The sequence below is a fragment of the uncultured Anaerotruncus sp. genome, from assembly GCF_902490045.1.
Lineage (GTDB): Bacteria > Bacillota > Clostridia > Oscillospirales > Ruminococcaceae > Anaerotruncus.
This window is the reverse complement of sequence record NZ_CABUCJ010000046.1, coordinates 1-18,469: the sequence shown is the minus strand read 5'-3', so window position 1 is coordinate 18,469 and position 18,469 is coordinate 1. Positions and strand designations below refer to the sequence as shown.

19 protein-coding genes and 1 pseudogene are annotated in these 18,469 nt (G+C 64.2%); 2 read left to right on the top strand and 18 right to left on the bottom strand.

All coding sequences use genetic code 11. The features are described from left to right. Both RDM88_RS06685 and deoC read left to right on the top strand, forming a co-directional pair. The coding region (locus RDM88_RS06685) for a hypothetical protein (RefSeq protein ID WP_308754095.1) at positions 1-448 on the top strand (448 nt) is incomplete at its 5' end. Between the two features lie 34 nt (positions 449-482). Further along, positions 483-1,127 carry a deoxyribose-phosphate aldolase gene (deoC, locus tag RDM88_RS06680; protein WP_308754094.1) on the top strand — a complete coding sequence of 215 codons (645 nt, stop codon included), beginning with the start codon at positions 483-485 and terminating at the stop codon, positions 1,125-1,127. 78 nt (positions 1,128-1,205) lie between these two features. Here the strand turns inward: deoC and RDM88_RS06675 are convergent, their stop codons facing one another. The 18 genes and pseudogenes from RDM88_RS06675 to RDM88_RS06590 all read right to left on the bottom strand — a co-directional run. Further along, positions 1,206-2,150, bottom strand: a complete 945-nt coding sequence (locus RDM88_RS06675) for an NAD(P)-dependent oxidoreductase (RefSeq protein WP_308754093.1) — start codon at positions 2,148-2,150, stop codon at positions 1,206-1,208. Between the two features lie 22 nt (positions 2,151-2,172). After that, positions 2,173-2,841, bottom strand: coding sequence for an RraA family protein (locus RDM88_RS06670; RefSeq protein ID WP_308754092.1), 669 nt, complete (start codon positions 2,839-2,841; stop codon positions 2,173-2,175). 40 nt (positions 2,842-2,881) lie between these two features. Further along, the gene (locus tag RDM88_RS06665) at positions 2,882-3,547 is read right to left on the bottom strand and encodes an RraA family protein (RefSeq protein ID WP_308754091.1); all 666 of its coding nucleotides are present in this window, start codon (positions 3,545-3,547) and stop codon (positions 2,882-2,884) included. A gap of 39 nt (positions 3,548-3,586) precedes the next feature. Further along, positions 3,587-4,222, bottom strand: coding sequence for an isochorismatase family cysteine hydrolase (locus tag RDM88_RS06660; RefSeq protein ID WP_308754090.1), 636 nt, complete (start codon positions 4,220-4,222; stop codon positions 3,587-3,589). A 13-nt stretch (positions 4,223-4,235) separates the two neighbouring features. Beyond that, a complete protein-coding gene (locus RDM88_RS06655; protein ID WP_308754089.1) occupies positions 4,236-5,411 on the bottom strand; it encodes an amidohydrolase family protein in 1,176 nt (391 codons plus the stop codon). A gap of 13 nt (positions 5,412-5,424) precedes the next feature. Beyond that, positions 5,425-6,009: an amino acid synthesis family protein gene (locus RDM88_RS06650; RefSeq protein WP_308754088.1), complete on the bottom strand. Its 585-nt coding sequence runs from the start codon at positions 6,007-6,009 to the stop codon at positions 5,425-5,427. Positions 6,010-6,029: 20 nt separating this feature from the next. After that, positions 6,030-6,620 (bottom strand): amino acid synthesis family protein, encoded by a 591-nt coding sequence (locus RDM88_RS06645; RefSeq protein WP_308754087.1) that lies wholly within the window; start codon positions 6,618-6,620, stop codon positions 6,030-6,032. 33 nt (positions 6,621-6,653) lie between these two features. Then, positions 6,654-7,718 carry an alcohol dehydrogenase gene (locus tag RDM88_RS06640; RefSeq protein ID WP_308754086.1) on the bottom strand — a complete coding sequence of 355 codons (1,065 nt, stop codon included), beginning with the start codon at positions 7,716-7,718 and terminating at the stop codon, positions 6,654-6,656. Positions 7,719-7,748: 30 nt separating this feature from the next. Beyond that, the gene (locus tag RDM88_RS06635; RefSeq protein ID WP_308754085.1) at positions 7,749-8,741 is read right to left on the bottom strand and encodes an ABC transporter permease; all 993 of its coding nucleotides are present in this window, start codon (positions 8,739-8,741) and stop codon (positions 7,749-7,751) included. Then, positions 8,710-10,242 carry a sugar ABC transporter ATP-binding protein gene (locus RDM88_RS06630; protein ID WP_308754084.1) on the bottom strand — a complete coding sequence of 511 codons (1,533 nt, stop codon included), beginning with the start codon at positions 10,240-10,242 and terminating at the stop codon, positions 8,710-8,712. The genes RDM88_RS06635 and RDM88_RS06630 overlap by 32 nt, the downstream gene beginning before the upstream one ends. A gap of 182 nt (positions 10,243-10,424) precedes the next feature. Then, on the bottom strand, positions 10,425-11,543 hold the full coding sequence (locus tag RDM88_RS06625; protein ID WP_308754083.1) for a sugar ABC transporter substrate-binding protein: 1,119 nt from the start codon (positions 11,541-11,543) through the stop codon (positions 10,425-10,427). Between the two features lie 77 nt (positions 11,544-11,620). Continuing rightward, positions 11,621-12,403 carry a 3-ketoacyl-ACP reductase gene (locus RDM88_RS06620; RefSeq protein ID WP_308754082.1) on the bottom strand — a complete coding sequence of 261 codons (783 nt, stop codon included), beginning with the start codon at positions 12,401-12,403 and terminating at the stop codon, positions 11,621-11,623. A 73-nt stretch (positions 12,404-12,476) separates the two neighbouring features. Then, on the bottom strand, positions 12,477-13,745 hold the full coding sequence (locus tag RDM88_RS06615; protein WP_308754081.1) for a lactate racemase domain-containing protein: 1,269 nt from the start codon (positions 13,743-13,745) through the stop codon (positions 12,477-12,479). A 127-nt stretch (positions 13,746-13,872) separates the two neighbouring features. After that, complete coding sequence (locus RDM88_RS06610) at positions 13,873-15,294, bottom strand: L-serine ammonia-lyase, iron-sulfur-dependent, subunit alpha (protein WP_308754080.1); 1,422 nt, start codon at positions 15,292-15,294, stop codon at positions 13,873-13,875. A gap of 11 nt (positions 15,295-15,305) precedes the next feature. After that, positions 15,306-16,184, bottom strand: coding sequence for an NAD(P)-dependent oxidoreductase (locus RDM88_RS06605; RefSeq protein WP_308754079.1), 879 nt, complete (start codon positions 16,182-16,184; stop codon positions 15,306-15,308). A gap of 157 nt (positions 16,185-16,341) precedes the next feature. Continuing rightward, on the bottom strand, positions 16,342-17,034 hold the full coding sequence (locus tag RDM88_RS06600) for a GntR family transcriptional regulator (RefSeq protein ID WP_308754078.1): 693 nt from the start codon (positions 17,032-17,034) through the stop codon (positions 16,342-16,344). A 150-nt stretch (positions 17,035-17,184) separates the two neighbouring features. Continuing rightward, on the bottom strand, positions 17,185-17,856 hold the full coding sequence (locus tag RDM88_RS06595) for a 4-carboxy-4-hydroxy-2-oxoadipate aldolase/oxaloacetate decarboxylase (protein WP_308754077.1): 672 nt from the start codon (positions 17,854-17,856) through the stop codon (positions 17,185-17,187). 233 nt (positions 17,857-18,089) lie between these two features. After that, positions 18,090-18,469: pseudogene (locus RDM88_RS06590) on the bottom strand (hypothetical protein); the annotation flags it as partial.

Here is an 18,469-nt window from a genome sequence, read left to right as displayed (position 1 = left end):
GGCCCGCCGCATCCGCGGCAAAAAGGGGCTCACCGTGGTGACCTCCAACGTCGACGCGGTCGTGGAGCTGTCCAAGTCGCAGGGGCTTTCGATGATCCTGCTGGGCGGCGACGTGCACGTGGGGAGCAACTACATCGAGACGCTCGACGAATACACGGTCGAATCCCTCCGGCGGCTCTATTTCGACAAGGTCTTCCTGACGGTGAACGGCATCGACCTCAAATACGGCTATTCGATCAACAGCCGCCTGCAGCTGCCCCTCTACAACCACCTGCTGGGAAACTCCAGGAACTTTTACCTGCTGGCCGACCGCCACAAGTTCGGCAAGCGCGCCTTCGCTTTCTTCTGCGCGATCGACCGGATCGGCAACGTCGTCACCAACCCGGAGACCGACGGCAGCTACCTCGCCTTCTACCGCGGTTCCGGCATCAACGTCTATACCGGCTGAGCTTGCTCGCCGATTCAAAAAACGGAGGTTTATCATGGAGAAACAGGAAATCTACAGCCACGTCGACCACACCCAGCTCAAAGCCGTCTCCACCTGGCAGGATATCCGCAAGCTCTGCGAGGAGGCGCTCGCGCACCATACCGCCTCAGTCTGCATCCCGCCCTCCTATGTCGCGCGGGCGCACGAGACCTTCCCCGCGCTCAACATCTGCACCGTCATCGGGTTCCCGCTCGGATACAGCACCACCGCCGTCAAGGTCTTCGAGACCGAGCAGGCCATCGCCGAGGGCGCGGGCGAGGTGGACATGGTGGTCAACCTTGGCGACGTGAAAAACGGCGACTACGACAGGGTCCTCTCGGAGATCGCCGCGCTGCGGCGGGCGGCCGGAGATAAAGTCCTCAAGGTGATCGTCGAGACCTGCTACCTCACCGAGGAGGAAAAAATCCGCCTGTGCGAGCTCGTCACGGAGGCGGGCGCCGACTATATCAAAACCTCCACCGGCTTCGGCACCGGCGGCGCGACCCTGCCCGACATCCTCCTCTTCCGCGATCACATCGGGCCTCAGGTGAAAATCAAGGCGTCGGGCGGCATCCGCACCGAGGCCGACCTGCGCCTCTTTTTGGAGAACGGCTGCGACCGCCTGGGCGCCAGCGCGGCGGTCACCGTTCTCGGCGACTGAACGCATTTCATACGGCATCATAAAAGCGGCTCCGCAAAATTTTGCGGAGCCGCTTTTTATGGGGAGACGCCGGAAAAGTCAGAGCAGAAAGAGCGGCTCTTCGCCGCGGCCGATCCGCTGCGCGTTTTCCAGGCAGAACTTGTAGACGCGGTAGTAGTTGTCGTAGGTCGCCGCGCCGATGTGCGGCGTCGTGATGAGGTTGAGCCCCTCGTCCATCCCGAAGATCGGGTCGTCCGGCTCGAACACGTCGAACGCCGCGCCCCAGATCTTTTTTTCCCTGAGCGCCTCGAGCAGGGCCGTCTCGTCCACGATCTGGCTTCTCGCCGTGTTGATCAGGATGGCGGAATCCTTCATGCGGGAAAACTGCTCCCGGCCGATCATCCCGCGGGTGCCGTCCAGAAGCGGCGCGTGGATCGTGATGATGTCCGCCGAGGCGATCAGCTCGTCGAAGGAGACGTATTCGCACCCCAGCTTCTCCTCTTCCTCCGGGGGCATCCGGAAGACGTCGCTGTAGACGACGCGGGTGCCGAACGCCTTTACCCGCTTGATGACCTCGCGGCCGATCGTGCCGCCGCCGATCACGCCGACCGTCTTGCCGAGCAGCTCATAGCTGTCGTGGCGGTAGGTCCAGGTGTGCCACTCGCCCTTTTTGCCCAGCGGGTCGAGGGTGATGATGCGGCGGTAGAGCGCCAGCATATCCAGCACCGCGAGCTCCGCCACCGAGGAGGCGTTGAACCCCTTGCAGATCGAGATGGGGATGCCCTTCTCCTTCGCGTAGGCGACGTCGACCATGTCGACGCCCACACCCGTGCGCTGGATGAGGCGGAGGCTGGGGGCCTGGTCGATGATCTCCTTCGTCGTGCGGAAGGTGGTGACGAAAAAGCAGTCGGCGTCCTCGGGCGTCCCCTTCTCCCCGACGGTGGGGTTCAGGAACCGCAGCGTGACGTCGGGCGGGCACATGTCCAGAACCATCCGCTCCATGTGCTCGTTGAGCTTATCGAGATAGAGTACTCTTGTGTTCACGGAAAAACCTCCACAATTTTATTTACGCCTCTTTGGTCTGGAGATGGTGGTACCCCATGCGCGCCCGGGCCTCCCGCAGGGAGACGCCCTCCTTCAGCGCCTGGCGGATGCGCTCCTCTTTCTCCTCGATCTCCAGCGCGATGGCGAGCACCTGCTCCGCGCGGTCGAAGGGAACGGCGAGGGCGCCCGTCTCGTCCCCGAAGATCAGATCCCCCGGGCAGACCTTGATTCCCGCCACGGTGACCGGCTCGTTGACGGCCGCGACCTCCACCCGGTCCTTGCCTGTGACCATGTAGTAGCCCATCGTAAAGATGGGGTACCGGATCGCGCGCACGTCCTTGACGTCCCGGCAGACGCCGTAGATCAGCGTTCCGGCGATCTCCTTCATCGAGGCGGCCATCGCCATGATGTCCCCCCAGACGGTGCAGTAGTCGCGGCCGCCGTTGTCGAGCACGCAGACCTGTCCCGGCTCCACATCGTCCAGGAAGTCGCCCACCGTCCCCTTGACCTCCCCGCAGGGGACGTAGCGGACGGTGAACGCCTGGCCGCACATGACCACGCCCGGCGTGACCGGTTTGATTCCATAGAGCCCGCCGGGGATACCCAGGCGGTCCAGCGCGTCCGAAATGCTGGTGGAATCCAGCTTCTTGTAGGCTTCTATGACGGCCGGGTCGAGTTTCGGTATTTGCATATGCGAACGCCCCTCTCTCAAATTCTCATCGTCCTGCTGATCATTTCAGCATGTTCTCGTAGTTGTATTTTTTGTCGACTTCCATCATCGACATGCCCGATTTGATGTCCCGGCACATGGCCTCCTCCTTCTCGAGCAGCGTCTCCGCCTTGGCGACGACATCCTCCAGCCGTTCCTGCGGGATGAAGACCACGCCGGTGATGTCGCCCATGACGATGTCGCCGGGGCGGACCTGCACGCCGTGGAAGGAGACCATCACGTTGGTCGCCTCCTCCATCACGCGGCCGCGGGCGGTCGCGCAGATGGTGGCGCGCGCGTAGACCGGGAAGCCCAGCTCGATGCACTCGTCGAGGTCGCGGCAGGCGCCGTCGATGACCACGCCGGACACGCCCTTGTATTTGGCGCCCGTGCTCAGCACGCCGCCCCAGCAGTTGACGTCGATGCGGCCGCCGTTGTCGATGACGATGACGTCGCCCTCCTTCGCGGCCTCGATCGCGTTGACCCCCATGTGTGTGGTCGACTTGGTGAGCCCCGCGGCGACCACCTTCATCGTGACCGCCTCGCCGATGATCTTTTCACAGCCCTCGTACATCTTGTTGACGCCGTAGGTCGAGCCCTTGAGCCCGAGCGCGTCCAGCGCGTCGGAGACGTTGGTCGTCGAAAGCCTGTCAAGCCGCTCCCGCAGCTCCCTGGTCAGTTTTCCCATCATACATCGCTCCTTTATCATATTTGCGGGGGGCGCGGATCACCGGATCCGGCACGCGTCCTCCGGCCCGAGGTTTTCCATCGCCGCGATCAGCTCTTCCGACGTGCACACCGTCGCAAAGTGCGTTTCAAAATCCCAGAGCTGAGACTCCTGTTCCCGCTCGCTCGTGGCGCGCACGCAGTCCTTGGGCACGAACACCTCGTAGTCGAGCTGGAAGGCGTCGGCCACCGTGCCGCGCACGCAGATGTTCGTCACCGCGCCGCCGACAATCACCTTTTCGCAGCCCATGTCCCGCAGCGTGAGGTCGAGGTCGGTCTGGAAGAAGCCGCTGTAGCGGCGCTTGTTGACCACATAGTCCTCCGGCAGGATGGGCAGCTCGTCGATCTGCTCGGCGCCCCAGGTGCCCTCATAGCAGGTGCCGACCCGCTTTTCCGTCACCTTGTCGTATTTGTCCATCCTGTACTTCTGGCAGATCCACACGATGGGGATGCCGTGCGCACGGGCGGCGGCGACCAGCCGCTGGATCGGTTCCACGATCAGGTAGCCGTCCTCCAGCACCATGCGGCCGCCCGGCTTGCAGAAGTCGTTCATCATGTCCACGATCAGCACCGCGCTCTTTTTTAAGTCGAGGGCCTTTTCGCGGTTGGTATAGTAGTCGCTGAAGCCTTTTCCCATCTGTCCGTCCTCCTCAGGCGTCGTTTTGGCCGGCCGGCCGGGGCGTCCGGTTTCCCGGCGGGGTGTTACGGCTCTTGACCACCGCGACCCTGCCGTTGATGATCACATAGGTCACGCCGGGGATGTCTCCCGCCTCGATCGCGCCGAGGGCGGTATCCGCCACCGAGCCGATCGGCGCGTCGAGGCAGACGAGGTCCGCCTCCCGGCCGGGCGCAATCACGCCGGTGTTGAGCCCGAATACGCGGGCGGTGTTGCCGGTCGCCATCGCGACGGCGACCGCCGGGGGCACGCCGCAGACGCTGCTGGCGTAGCAGATGTTGCGCAGGATGCCCAGCGGGATCATGCCGGTGCCGGAGGGCGCGTCGTTCCCGAAGATGACGCGGCCCTGCTGTCCGAGCTTCCCCGCCGTCTCGAGGATGAAATTGGTCATCCGGTAGTTTCCGCACTGGACGATCTCGACCGCCGCGTCGCTCTCCCGGATGATCCGCTCCGCCTCCGCCGTGGAAATCGAGGTCGGGCCGCCGTTGCAGTGGGAGGCGACCGTCGGCCCGGTGCGGATGACGTCGTCGGCGCTCACCGGCGAGCTGCCGGGGATCGAGGTGCCGCCCGTGTGCATCGCGACCCTGAAGCCGTGCTTCTTGGCGATCTCGACGAGGGGGGCCGCGTCGGCCGGGGATTTGACCGAGCCGAGCCCGATCTCCCCGACGAGCCACACCCCTTCGCGCGCCATCTCGGCAAAGTCCGCCTCGGTGAGCCCCTGCTCAAGGATCAGCGCGCCGCCATGGATTTTCGCGCCCAGCGGCGACTGGTTCCGGAAGCACTTGGAGAGGAAGATCGCCTGCGCCTTCGCGCCGGCGGCGTCCTTCGGCCGCCCGGGGAAGTGGGGCTCCCCCGCCGAAATCATCGTCGTGACCCCACCGTGCACCTCGCTCTCGAGGAAATCCGCCGCCTTCTGGCGGAAGGTGTAGTCCCCCACGCAGGGGTGGCAGTGGGAATCGATCAGGCCGGGGGCCACCGTGACCCCCATCGCGTCGATCACCTGCGCGTCCGGGTAGCGGCCGAGCAGCTCCGCGCCGCCCACCGCGTCGATCAGGCCGCCGCGGACCGCGACGGTGTCGCAGTCCAGAACCGGATGTTCCCAGTCGCCGCTTACAAGCGTGCCGATGTTGGTGATAATCAGGTCAGGCATCTCACATTCCTCCTCAGCTCACGCCGTCCACGCCCTTGACCTGGTCGAGCAGCAGGCCGCCCACGCGCGGGAAGGGGCGGGAGCCGGTGGTCAGGCAGAGCACCACCATGATTTCGTCGGGCCTCGGGCCGTCCGCGACGGAGACCTCCATCGCGTCGTAGTGGGTCCGCACCTTGACGGCCCGCTTGCTGTGCAGCGGCACGTCGACCGAGCAGCCCGCGGGACCCGCCTTCTCGGTCGAAGGGATGATCGAGAGGGTGTCCCGCAGCGCCTCCCGCACCGGCCCGTCAAAGGCGATGTGCAGGAGCGCCGAGCCGTGTTCCTGCTCGCCCGCCAGCCCCGTCACCACGGCCTTGCCGTAGCTCTGGATCTCCTCCGGTCCCACCCCGAGCGCCTCGAGGGCGTTTTCGACCAGCCGCCGGCCGAGCCATTCGCCGTATTCGCCGTAGAGGGAGAGGTCCTCCACCCGCTTCCCCGCGAAGAGATTCTCCACGATCGCCACCGAGGCGCATTTGCGCAGCGGCACGGGCAGGGGTTTTCCGATCTCCGCGCGGATTTCGTCGATGATTACAACTTCCTTGCGCACATATGGTTTCATCCGATCACGCCCTTTCCGCTCTAATCGAGCCCATTTTGTCCCTTGATCTCTTCCGCCGAAACGCCGCCGATGCGCGCGTAGGGCCTGCCGCCCGTCGTGAACGCGACGGCGACGACGACCTCGTCGGTGTGGGGCGCGTCGGGGATGCGGATGGTGATCGCGTCGTAGTGGGAGCGAACGAGCATCGCGTCCTTGTGGAGCAGCGGCACATCGAGCGTCGCGCCCGGGGCCGCGATCTTTTTGGCCGACGGGATGACCGCCTTGCCCGCCCCGAGATAGGCGCGCATCGGCGCGCCCAGGCGCGGGTGCATCAGCGCGGCGGCGTGCTCATGCTCGCCGTCCAGCCCGACGATGCAGGCCTTGCCGAAGCTGTGGACCTCCGACGGGTCGATCCCCATCGCCTCCACCGCCTTTTGGGTCAGGTAGCCGCCCAGGTATTCCCCATACTCCATGAGCAGGGTCAGGTCCTCCTGATAGGCGCCTGCGTAGGGATTTTTGATGACCGCGGCCGCCGCGCACTTTTTGAGCGGCTTTTCCAGCTCACAGCCTCCCTCGCTGCGGATCGTCTCCCGGAAGACGACAAGTTTCCTGATGTTGGGTTCCGTTGCCATACCGAACCTCCTTTTCCGTTTCAGGCGCCGTCCTCATCCCCTGCGGGGCGTGATGGCGACCTTGATCACATGGTCCTCCTGCGCTTCAAACAGCCGGTACCCCTCGAGCGCGTCGTCGAGCGGAATCCGGTGGGTGATGAGCGGGCGGGTGTCGAGCATGCCCGCCTCGATGAGCGAGAGGGTCTTGGCGCAGGCGTTCGCGTGGACCCCGCCCGTCTTGAAGACGAGGTTCTTGCCGTACATCTGCCGCAGGGGCAGCTTCTGGGGGTCCTCCTCGTAGTGGGCCACGAGGCAGACCGTCCCGCTGCACCGCGCGAGCTGCCACGCCGTCTCAAAGGTGTTGCGCCCGCCCGCGACCTCGAAGACCCGGTCGGCTCCCCTGCCGTCGGTGAGGCCGCGCACGATTTCGAGCGGGTCCTCCCGGAGGGGGTTGATCGTGAGGTCGGCGAGCCCGTGCGCCCTTGCAAATTCCAGCCGCTCGTCGGACACGTCGATGACGACGAGCCGCGCCGGGGAATAGAGCCGCGCGCACATCGCCGTGCAGAGCCCGGTGGGGCCCGCGCCGATCACCGCGACCGTCTCCGCCGGGCAGATCTCAGCGATCTCCGCGGCCCAGAAGCCGGTGGCGAGCACGTCGCCGACGAGCAGCGCCGCCTCGTCCGACACGGCGTCGGGGATGTGGTTGAGGCCGTTGTCCGCGTAGGGCACGCGCACGTATTCCGCCTGCCCGCCGTCGATGCGGCAGCCGAGCGCCCAGCCGCCCCCCTCCATCGAGCAGTTGTTGACGTATCCGCGACGGCAGAAGAAGCACTCGCCGCAGAAGGTCTCGTTGTTGACGGTCACGCGGTCGCCCTTCCGGAACTTTTCGACCCCTGCGCCCGTCTCGACGACCTCCCCGACCATCTCATGGCCGAGGATGACCCCCTCCTTCGCCCGCGCGATCATGCCGTGCTTGATGTGGATGTCGCTCGAGCAGATCGCCGCGAGCGTCACCCGGACGATCGCGTCCTTCGGGTGCAGGATCACGGGGACCGGGCGGTCCTCCAGGACCACCGAGCCCAGCTCCTTGAAGACGACCGCCTTCATGGTGTCTTTCATTAAAAACGCCTCCTTCCGCGTTGTCCGCGATTACTTGACGATGTCCCTGCTCTTCCAGTCGGAGGAGGCGGCCACGGCGAGGATCACGACGATGCCCTTGACGAGGATCTGGACGTGGGGCGAGACGCCCATCAGGTTCAGGCCGTTGTTGAGCATCAGGATGACGAACACGCCGGTGATGGTGCGGGTGACGCTGCCCTTGCCGCCGCTGAGCGAGGTGCCGCCCATGACGACCGCGGCGATCGCGTCAAGCGACATGCCCTGGCCCTGGGAATGGGTGCCCGCGCCCAGCCGGGCGCTCATCAGCACGCCCGCGAGGCCGGTGCAGGCGCCCGCGACGGTAAAGGCGATCAGCTTATATTTGCGGGTGGGCAGGCCGCACAGCCCGGCCACGCGCTCGTTGCTGCCCATGGCGTACAGCGAACGGCCGTACTTGGTCTTGGTTGTGAGGATGACCATGAGGATGAGGATCACGGCCGCGAAAATCGCCAGCGTGGGCAGGAAGCCGACGCTGCCGGAGCCCAGCTTTTTGAACTGGACGTACATCGTGTTCTGGGCGATGCCGCCCGACACGATCAAGGCGATGCCGCGGCAGATGGTCGAGGTGCCGTAAGTGACTAGGAAGGAGGGCAGGCGCACATAGGAGACCAGAAATCCCATGAACACGCCGAACACCAGGCCGATTCCCGTGCCCAGCAGGACGCTCAGCCAGCCTCCGCCGTCCTGGACGATGTTGGCGAGCATGACCGCCGAAACGCCGGCCAGGCTGAGCAGGCCGTCGGACGAGATGTCGATGCTTCCGATCAGGATGACCCCCACCAGGCCGAACGACACAATAAACAGCGGGCCGCCCTGGCGCAGGATATTCATCAGGTTATCCAGCGAAATAAAGCGGGGGTTCATGATGGTGAAAAAGATCACGCAGACAACCAGCGCCGCCGGGGCAATGATCAGGGAATAGTCGATTTCCCGGCGGGCGGGCGGCGCGGATCTACGCGATGTAGCGGATGATGTCCCTTTCATTCGGTTTATCCTCCTTCTGGCAGTCAATTTCTCCGGTGACGGCGCCGCGCCTCATGGTGACGATGCGGTTGCACAGCCCGATCAATTCCGGCATCTCATCGGATACCACTAAAATGGAAATCCCTTCGTTGGCGAGCTCGCGCATCAGCCTGTAAATTTCCTGTTTCGCGCCCACGTCGATGCCTCTCGTGGGCTGTTCCATCAGCAGGATCCGGGGCTTCAGGCTCAGCCAGCGCGCCAAAATGACCTTCTGCTGGTTGCCGCCCGAAAGATTCATGATTTTCGTCCTGCCGGATGGGGTCTTGATCTTCAGCCGGCTAATATAATCATCCACGCCTTGCTGTTCACGGCGCTGGTCGATAAAGCCGAGCGCCCTGGTAAAGCTGTCTAGGTTGGCGATGGTAGTATTCGTGGTTACGGATAAGACGCCCAAAATCCCTTCGTTGCGCCGGTCGCTGGGCAGATAGCCGATCCCCGCTTTTACCGCCAGGCCAATGCTGTTGCCCAGCTGGGTGCCGTCCGCGGCGGTGATCGTCCCCTTCTCCACCGGAGAATCCCCAAAGATGATTTTGGAGAGGTCTTCCTTGCCGCATCCCATCAGCCCCGCGATTCCCAGAATCTCCCCCTTGCGCAGGCTGAAGCTGACGTCCTTCACTTCCTTGTTGGTAACGCCCTCCAGACGCAGGACGACCTCGTCCTCCGGCACGCGCAGCTCCTGCGCGAAGAAGAAGTCGGTGGAGAATTCGCGTCCCACCATCATTTCCTGCAGGACCCGGATGTCCACGTCCCTGGTCATGACATCGCCCACATTGCAGCCGTCCTTCATGACGGCGACGCGGTCGGTGTATTCCATGATCTCCTCCAGGTGGTGCGAAATAAAAATGAACGCGGCCTGTTCCCGCAGGGAATGGATGATGGCGAACAGGTTTTCCACCTCGCTGGGCGAAAGTACGGCCGTGGGCTCGTCAAGGATCACGATGACCTGCCGGTCGGTGTGGAGCGCCGTATAGAGCACCCGGGCGATCTCCACCATCTGCCTCTGGGAAAAGCTCAGCCTGCTCAAACGGGTCCTCGGGTCGAGGTCCGCCAGCCCGACCTTCTCCAGAACCATCTTTGCTTCGCGGTACATCTCGCCCCAGTGCAAAAAGCCCGCCGTCTGCAAATGCTCTTCATGGCCGAGAAAGATGTTCTCCGCCACGGAAAGATTGGGAAAAAGCGCCTGCTCCTGGAACACCATCCCGATCCCCTTTTCATAGGCCTCGATCGGCTTGGACAGGTTCAATTCTTCCCCGTGGCACAGGATCGTCCCGGCGTCTCTTTTTTCGATGCCCATCAGCACGCGCATCAGGGTGCTCTTGCCGGCGCCGTTTTCCCCGATCAGCCCGAGGACCTCGCCGGGATAGAGTTCCAGCGAAACCCCCTTGAGCGCCTGGACGCCGGCAAAACTTTTTTGGATGCCGCGCATGGACAGGATACTCTGCCTGTCGTCGGTCTGTTGCATACTTGCTACGCTCCTCCCGCTATAGATGGGAAGCCGGGCCGTCCGCCCGGCACAGCCCGTCAAAGGGCTGCGCACAGCAGCGTTGGCTTCCGATTGTGCGTCGTGATTTGCGGGCAGGCATACCCTGCGGACGCGGGGTATGCCTGCCGCAACAGAGAACCTTTACATGCCGGTGTAAACGCTTAGGCCGGATGCTTGACCTTGCTGTCGGCCGTCCAGTCGCGGCCGGCGGCCTGCGCGCCATACCACAGCTCGTAGTACTCGTCGACATTTTCCGGCGTTACGACCGGCGGATCCCAGATCGCATGTTTGTTTTCGTCGGTGACCGGGCGGATCCCCTCGGTCAGGTAGTCATAGCCGAAGCAGACGGCGCGGGCCTGCATGCCGGGGGCGTCGCCACTGAGGCTGACGCAGGTGTTGCCCTTCTTCATGTGGTCCAGGAAATCCTGCAGGCAGTCCAGGCCGCTGATCTTCACTTCGCCCAGCTTGCCGACGCCGTCGAGAATCTCGATGACGCCCATGGCCATATCGTCGTTGGCGCACCATACGCCGTCGATCTGATCGCCGTACTTGATGTACATGTCCTCAAACACCGGGGCGGCCGCGAAACGGTCAAAATCTCCGGGCTGGGACTCCAGCAGGGTGATGCCGGGATACTCCTCCATGGCGGACAGCAGGCCCTCGTGGCGGCGAACCGCGGTGGTGTTGCCGGCAGGTCCGTCGATGGCAATGATGCTGCCCTCGCCGCCCATGGCCTCAAAGAGGTACTCCGCCTCGGTCTTGCCCTCCTGGAAGAGGTCGGTCAGCAGGTGGGCCAGGTGGTACTCGTAGTTGGTGAAGTCCATCCCCTCGGGATAGTCGAAGAGGGTGATGAAGGGGACCTTGGCGTTTTCACACAGGTCACAGAGCGCCGGCACGATCGACGGGCTCATCGGCATGATGATGACGAGGTCGGGCTGGTAGGTGACCAGACCGGACTCCAGGTCGGCGACCTGTTTCTGCTCGTTGTTCTCGGCGGAAAGGGTCACATACTCCATGCCGAGCTGGGCGGCGGCTTCCTTCCCGCCGCGGTCGAGCTCGACGTAGTACTGGTTATCCATTCCCTTGGTGCTGTTGAGCACGACAAACTTTTCGCCGGCGGGCTCTTCAGCCGGGGCCGCGGGCTCCGCGGACGGGGCTTCCGACGCGGGGGCGGCGGGTTCGGCGGGGGCCGCCGGGGCGGGCTTGGAACCGCAGCCGGCAAGCAGCGTCAGGACCATTACCGTAGCGAGCAGCATGCTGAGCAGTCTGTTTCTTTTCATTTTTTGCGCCTCCTCTTCATAGCTCCATGCGCAGCATGGAGGACTCTTGTGTACGGGGCGGACGCCCCGGCGGATGCTCAGTCGATCCATTTCATATGGAAGCCGCCGTCGACGTCGATGGCGGAGCCGGTCGTATAGGGCAGATACCCCTTGCAGATCGCGGACACGGCTTTCGCGCAGTCCTCGCCGGTTCCCCAGCGGCGCAGCGGGTGCAGGCCGTCGGCGATCAGCTTGTCGAAATGCTCCTTGACCGGGAGGGTCATGTCGCTGAGGATGTTGCCCGGGCGGATTTCATAGACGTTGATGCCGTAGTCGGCCAGCGCGAAGGCGAGCAGCTGGGTCAGCATCGCGATGGCGGCCTTGGACATGCAGTATTCGCCCCGCATGACCGAGAGGGTGTACGCCGAGATGGACGACATGTTGATGATCACCGGCTTGGGCGCGGAATCCCCCGCCTCCACCTGTTTGATCATCTGTTTGGCGGCGAGCTGCCCCAGGAAGAGGTAGCCCTTGAGGTTGATGCCGAACACCCGGTCGAGGCTCTCCTCGGTCACGTCGAGGATGTTCGTGCGCTTCAGCGAGCCGACCCCGGCGTTGTTGACGAGCACGTCGATCCGTCCGAACCGTTCAAGCGTCCTGTCGATCAGGTTCCTGCGGTCCTCCTCCCTGGAAACGTCGGCCTGCACATAGAGGAATTCCGGACTCGCGTCCATGATCTCCTTCATATGCCCTTCGGCCCGGGCGGGGTCCATGGTCCCGCATCCGACGACCGCATAGCCGTCCTTTGCCAGCTGGAGGGCGACCGCGTTCCCGATGCCCCGGGTGGCGCCTGTGATGACTGCTACTTTTTCCGTTCGCAAATACATCTCCCCTTTCGTCAATTCCTGCATGGGATTCTTTATTGTCGGGCCCGCGCGGGCCGGAACGACCGGTTCAGAAGAGGTTGCCCTCCCCGTCGAAGGAGAGCTCCTCCGGTTCTCCCAGCACCTCGACGCGCGGATTCTCCGCCGCGTCGGGAAGCATCGCCTCGGAGATAAAAATTTCGCTCAGGTGCAGCGTGTCCCGCAGCCGCACCATGCGGATGCGCGCCTTGTCGAATCCAGGCGCCGTCTTGATCGCCGCCTGGATCGCCAGCTTGTGGCTGTCCATGACCAGCGGCATCCGGACCGCCTGGGTGAGGGTCGCCGTGATCGCGTTGGGATAGGTGACCTCCGGGTCGAACCGCTCGAACAGCCGCCGGGTGGTCACATCCGCCACGCCGATGCCGTTGGCGTTGCCGTGCGTCTCGTCGGTGAGGTCGAGGACGGCCAGCTTGCCCGGCCGCGGCGGCCCGCTCGCATAGCTCGTGGCGAAGCAGCCGGTGATATGCGGGTCCATCCCCAGGCCGCTGATGTTCTTGCCCATCCGGTCGACCACCAGCACGTCGACGTCAGGGAGGAGAATCCCCGGCATGAGCGCCTTGGCCCGTAAGAGGAGCTCCGGCTCCCGCCCGGCGATCTCCCCCGGGGGAAGCGCCGTGACCTCACAGGTCTGGTCGTAGGCGTTCTCCAGGATGGCGACGCCGAAGAGCACCCTCGCGTCCCGGAGGATCGCCCGGCCGTACTTTTCGATGTTCCCCGCCATTTTGGCATAGCCCTCCTGGTGGCAGACCTCCGCGCCCGCCTGTTTGGCAAGGCCGATGGCGAGCATCTTCATGAGCCCGCTCTCGTAGGGGCCGGTAAAGGAGGTGTGGGGTTTGACGCGGTTGACCGCCACGATTCCGTCCGCCGCCGCCGCGCGCGCGTCGATCTGCACCGGGCGGCCATCGGGCGTGCGCCCGATTTCCCGGACCTCCATCGAGGACTCGATCGGGCAGCCCAGGAAGGCCTCTGTGACCCCGAGGCTCCGCAGCACGTCGAGCTGCCCCTCGGCCGTCGCGCCGCCGTGGCTGCCCATCGCCGGAACGACGAAGGGGGCGGCACCCGCCTCGCGCAGGGCCTCCACGATTGTGCGGAGGATGAGGGCGATGTTCGCGATGCCCCGGCTCCCGGCGGTCACGGCGACCCGCATGCCCGGCTTTACGCCGCGCAGGACGCCGCTTTCGCAGAGGGTCCGCCGCACCGCCGCGCCGACGTCCGCAAGGTGCGCGTCGTCGAACTTCTGGCGGACCCGGACCATCCGGGGGATCGGCATCCCGCCGACCAGCCTGTTAACGACGCCCATTCCGCCGCATCCCCTTCCGCGTGGTTTGATTCCAGATATTTGATCTCTTTGCAAATACTGTATAATTTTGATCGACAAAATGTCGACATATTTTTGCAGGCCGCGTCCCCGGAAATTCCCCGGCGGGTCACTGGTCGATCAGGACGATGTTCAGCTCCTCCGCGATCTCCCGCGCGCGTTCCACGCTGGGGCGGGCGTCCCGCAGCACCAATCGTGCGCCGCCCCGGTTGAGGGAATCCACCATGGAATTCTGCTTTTCCGCCTCGATTGTCACCCGCTGGACCGACGGCTCGTCGACCTCGAGGATCTCCACCTCGATCCCGCGCCGCCGCACCTCTTCGAGGATCTCCCGGTAGGCGTCGGCGTCGCTCGTGCCCGCCCCGTCGACCGCGGCCATCAAAATGCCCGGTACGTTGATCGCCCGCCGGGCGAAGAGCTCGGAATAGAGCTCGATCTTTACCTTCTTGATCCGCCCCTCCGACAGGAAATGGGCGATCCGCCCGCAGTTGGTCGGGGAGCCGACCCCCTGGCTGCTGCCGCCGACGACCGCCTCCGCGAACGGCCTCGTGATCGGGTTGGAGCGGCGCGCGAGCTCGCGGCTTTCGGCGGCCGCGCGGACGATCAGTTCCTCCTGCCGCCGCTTTTCCGCCTCCCGCACGGCGGGGTCGATGTACGTCTCCACCCGTTCGTCATGCTTGAAGAAGGGCTCCATGTATTCGATCGTCACGGGAACGACATGCTTCGCGGAGGCCAGGTGGCACTGCGCCGCCATGGCGATCATCACGTCCACCGGGACGGTCGAGGGGATCGAGGTGTGCATCGCCAGCTGGCTCGCCAGCCGCGCGATGAGGATGCCGCCGCCGATGTGGGTGGCGCACAGCCCCGGCACGAGCACCCGCGGGGTGCAGGGCACGCTGATCGTCGGGGAGATCGCGAGCACGACCGCCCGCTCCATCTGGGCGGGGGTCCCCCCGGCCAGCTCGACGAAGGCGGCAGCGGAGGCGGCCGCTCCCGCGCCGATTCCCTCCATGTTGCAGCCGGTCGTCCGCTTGCCGACCCGGAAGATGCCGCCGATCTTGAGGATGACGGCCATGACCCGGCTGATGAGCGCCTCGTCGGTGTAAAACTCCTTCATCGCCTTGACAAATCCGGTGTAGGGGCAGGCGTCGCCCGTGCCCGCGCAGGGGCAGAGGCCGATCGTGTGGTTCCCCACCTGCGCCGCGAGGGTGTATGTAACGATCCGGTCGACGAACGGGTCCCCGGCGATCTTCGCGCCGTTTTCCCCGGCGAGGTCCTGCCCCACCGAGCCGAGCAGGAAGCTCTTGCCCGACGCGGCGCCGATGCCGGCGGCGCGGAGGTTGTGCGCGAACGCCTCCTCCATGCACGCGGCGACCGCTTCATAGCCGAGTCCCGTCTCGTCCATCGCTTCCCGGAGGACGACCTCGCCGACGCTCTGCCGCGTCTCCTCCGCCACCCGGATACACTCCCCGAGCGTCATGTGTCCGTAGTCATAACCCAATTCCCTTGCGGTTTCCGAAACCGGCTTCATGCTGTCTCCCCCTATCTGACCTCGGTGTCCATCAGCTCTTCCCAGATTTTCAAGAGCGAGGTGATGTCCTGCCTGCCAAATCCTTTGGCCCGCGCTGTCTCAAACATCTGCACCGCCGTACTCCCCATCGGGATCGGCATTGAGAGCTGTTTTGCCGTCTCGACGGCGAGCCCCAGGTCCTTGTATTCCAAATCCACCGCGAAGCCCCCCTCGAAGGAACGCTTTTTGATGAAGTTGGGAATCTTATTCTCGATGATGAAGCTGCGTCCCGAGCTCTCCCGGATGATGTCGTACATCGTGTCGAGCCCGAGCCCGATCTTTGCGCCGAGCACCAGCGCCTCGGCGGCAGCGGCCATGTTGCAGCCGAGCAGGTAGTTGTTGACCATCTTGACGCCCGAGCCGGCGCCGACCGGTCCGATGTGGCAGACCTTCCTGCCGATCGTCTCAAAGAGCGGGCGCATCCGTTCAAACGCCTGGTCCGGACCGCCCGCCATGACGGTCAGCGTCCCGGCGGCCGCGCCGCCGACCCCGCCGCTCACGGGGCAGTCCATGTAGGTGATTCCCCGCGCCGCCGCCATCTCGGCGAACTTCCGCGCCGATTCGGGCGCGATGCTGCTCAGGTCGGCGATGACCGACGCGCCGGCCGACTCCTGCCCGAGGATTTCCTCAAGCACCGACCGGACGATCGCCGCGTTGGGCAGCGAGCAGAAGAGCACCTCGGTATCCACGGCGGCCTCCCCCGCCGTCGGGCAGATGCGCGCGCCCGCCGCCTCCGCCTCGCCCGCGGCGCGGGCGGACAGGTCAAAGGCTCGCAGTTCATGCCCCGCGCCCAGCAGCCGCTTGGCAATGGGCAGCCCCATGGCGCCCAGTCCGATCATTCCGATCCTCATCGAAAAGCCCCCTTGTAAAAAAATATCCCCATCAGGTTCATTCCGGTCCAATCCCCTTCCGCTCCCCGGAATTCCGGGAGGGAGGAAGACGCCTTTTGAAACTGATGAGGAAGAAGCTCCGCGGCGGCGCGTTTTTGTAGGGACGCGCTGCGCGCCGCTATTCGCTTTCCAACCGTCTGGCCGGGAGGGAGCGGGCCTTTTTGATCGGGAACGGCTCCGAATACTCCTTGATGGTCCGGTCGCGGACCTCGTTGAGATGCTGGAAAAGATACCGCTCGGCGCTCGTTTCGTCCCGCTGCTTCAACGCCCGGATAATGTTCAGGTGCTTCTTTTTGGAAGCGTTGAAGTGCTCGGGGTCCCGCGCGGAAATGCGGTTCACAATCGCGAACTGCGCCGAAAGCATGTCGTAGAACTTCTCCAGCCTGCTGTTGCCCCCGTATGCGATAATCGACGTATGCAGCAAATGGTTGGCGTCGTAATACTGCTGGGGGTCGGAGTTTTCGCCCAAATCCAAAAAGGCCTGTTCCAGTCGGTCCAGCATCTCCTCATCAAAGTACCGGCAGGCGGTGTGCAGGGCGTGCAGCTCGAACATGATCCGCAGCTCGAAAATTTCCTCGAGGTCCCGCTGCGTGATGTCGGTGACGAAGGTTCCCCTTCCCGGGAAATGGGACACAAGCCCCTCCGCCTCCATCCGTTTGAGCGCCTCGCGCACCGGAGAACGGCTCAGGCCCAACGCCTCGCCGATCTCCACCTCCGCAATCGGGGACCCCAGTGGGAATTCCCCGGATAAAATCCCGCTGTAAAGGTAATCGTACGCCCGTCCGGCCGCCCCTGTCGATCTGTCTGCCATGTTTATTCCCTCCAATGTAACTTGCGCTCAAAAATGATCCATGCGAAGACAAGCACCTTAAAGTATTATTATACTATAAATCTTCACACTGTACAATCTGATCATACACTGGAACGAAACATTTTCGACAAATCGTATGCACAGGCAGTCCTATTCTTCCACACAGTGCAGCGAGTCGAACACCCTCTGGTACCCGTAGATATCGAAGAGCGATTCTCCCGCGCGGAGCCGGTCCATAACGGCCGCCTCCTTGGCCGTCCGTTCCTCGGCGAGCCGCAGGATGTCCGGCGCCTCTTCCAGCGGCACCACCACGACGCCGTCCGCGTCCCCGACGATGAGGTCGCCCGGCCGGACGATTTCACCGCCGATGCAGATGGGGTGGTTGATCGTGCCGAGCGTCGCCTTGGCGGTCCCGCGCACGCAGAGCCCGGCGGAAAAGACGGGGAATCCCATCCGGATGATCTCGCGGCTGTCGCGGACGGTGCAGGATACCACCAGCCCGGCCGCGCCGCGCGCCATGCATTCCACCGCCAGCACCTCGCCGAACGGCCCCGAGGCGACCGCCGAACCCATGTCCGCGACGATGACGTCGCCGGGGCCCGCCATGCTGACCGCCTTGACGAGCATCAGGTTGTCGCCCGTGTGGCAGCGCACGGTGAGCGCGCGGCCGCAGACGGTCATATCGGCCGCGAGCGGTTTGATCGCGGGGTCGAGCGCGCCCCTGCGGCCCATCGCCTCATGGACGGTCGCGGCCGCCTGCCCCTCGTATGCGCGCAGCAGCGCGGGATCACAGCGCGGAACGTCCCTTATGATGTGCGGCATTTGATATCCCACCCTTCTCGGTATTCTTTTCGTCGTCAGTAAGTATATATTATGTCGACAATCTACTGTAAATATAGCACACAAAATATCCGGTGTCAAGGGAATTCTTTTTGGCAATATGCACATAAATTCCGCTGAATTCTCTCTGCCCACGCTGTTCTATCTTTTTGCGGCAGGACGCGGAAAGGCCCCGCGGGCACTGTCCGCGGGGCCTTTCGGAGGGGATTTCAGGTTTATCGGCCGGTGTTCGGGACCGGCTTCTGGTTGTTGGAAACGTCGATCGACGGGACCTCGGTGTCGTCATCGTCGTCATAGTAGCTGTCAATGTCCAGCTCGGTGTCCGAAACGATGTAGGTGCCGAGCGTCCGGGTCCGGGTGGTCCAGCCCTCAATCTCGCGGTCATCCTCCGAATAGGTGAACATCGCGGTCACATCCTCGAGGTAGCCGTCTTTGTCGAGGCGGTAGATATAGACGTCACGCGGGTCGGGGCTGTAGTCGTCATCATCGTCCCACGGGATGCCCAGCGTCAGGTAGGCGCGGGAGGTCGAGGGGATCGAGGGATTGCCGACGAAGTCGTAGAACCACAGGTCGGCGTCGACAGGGTCGCCGTACT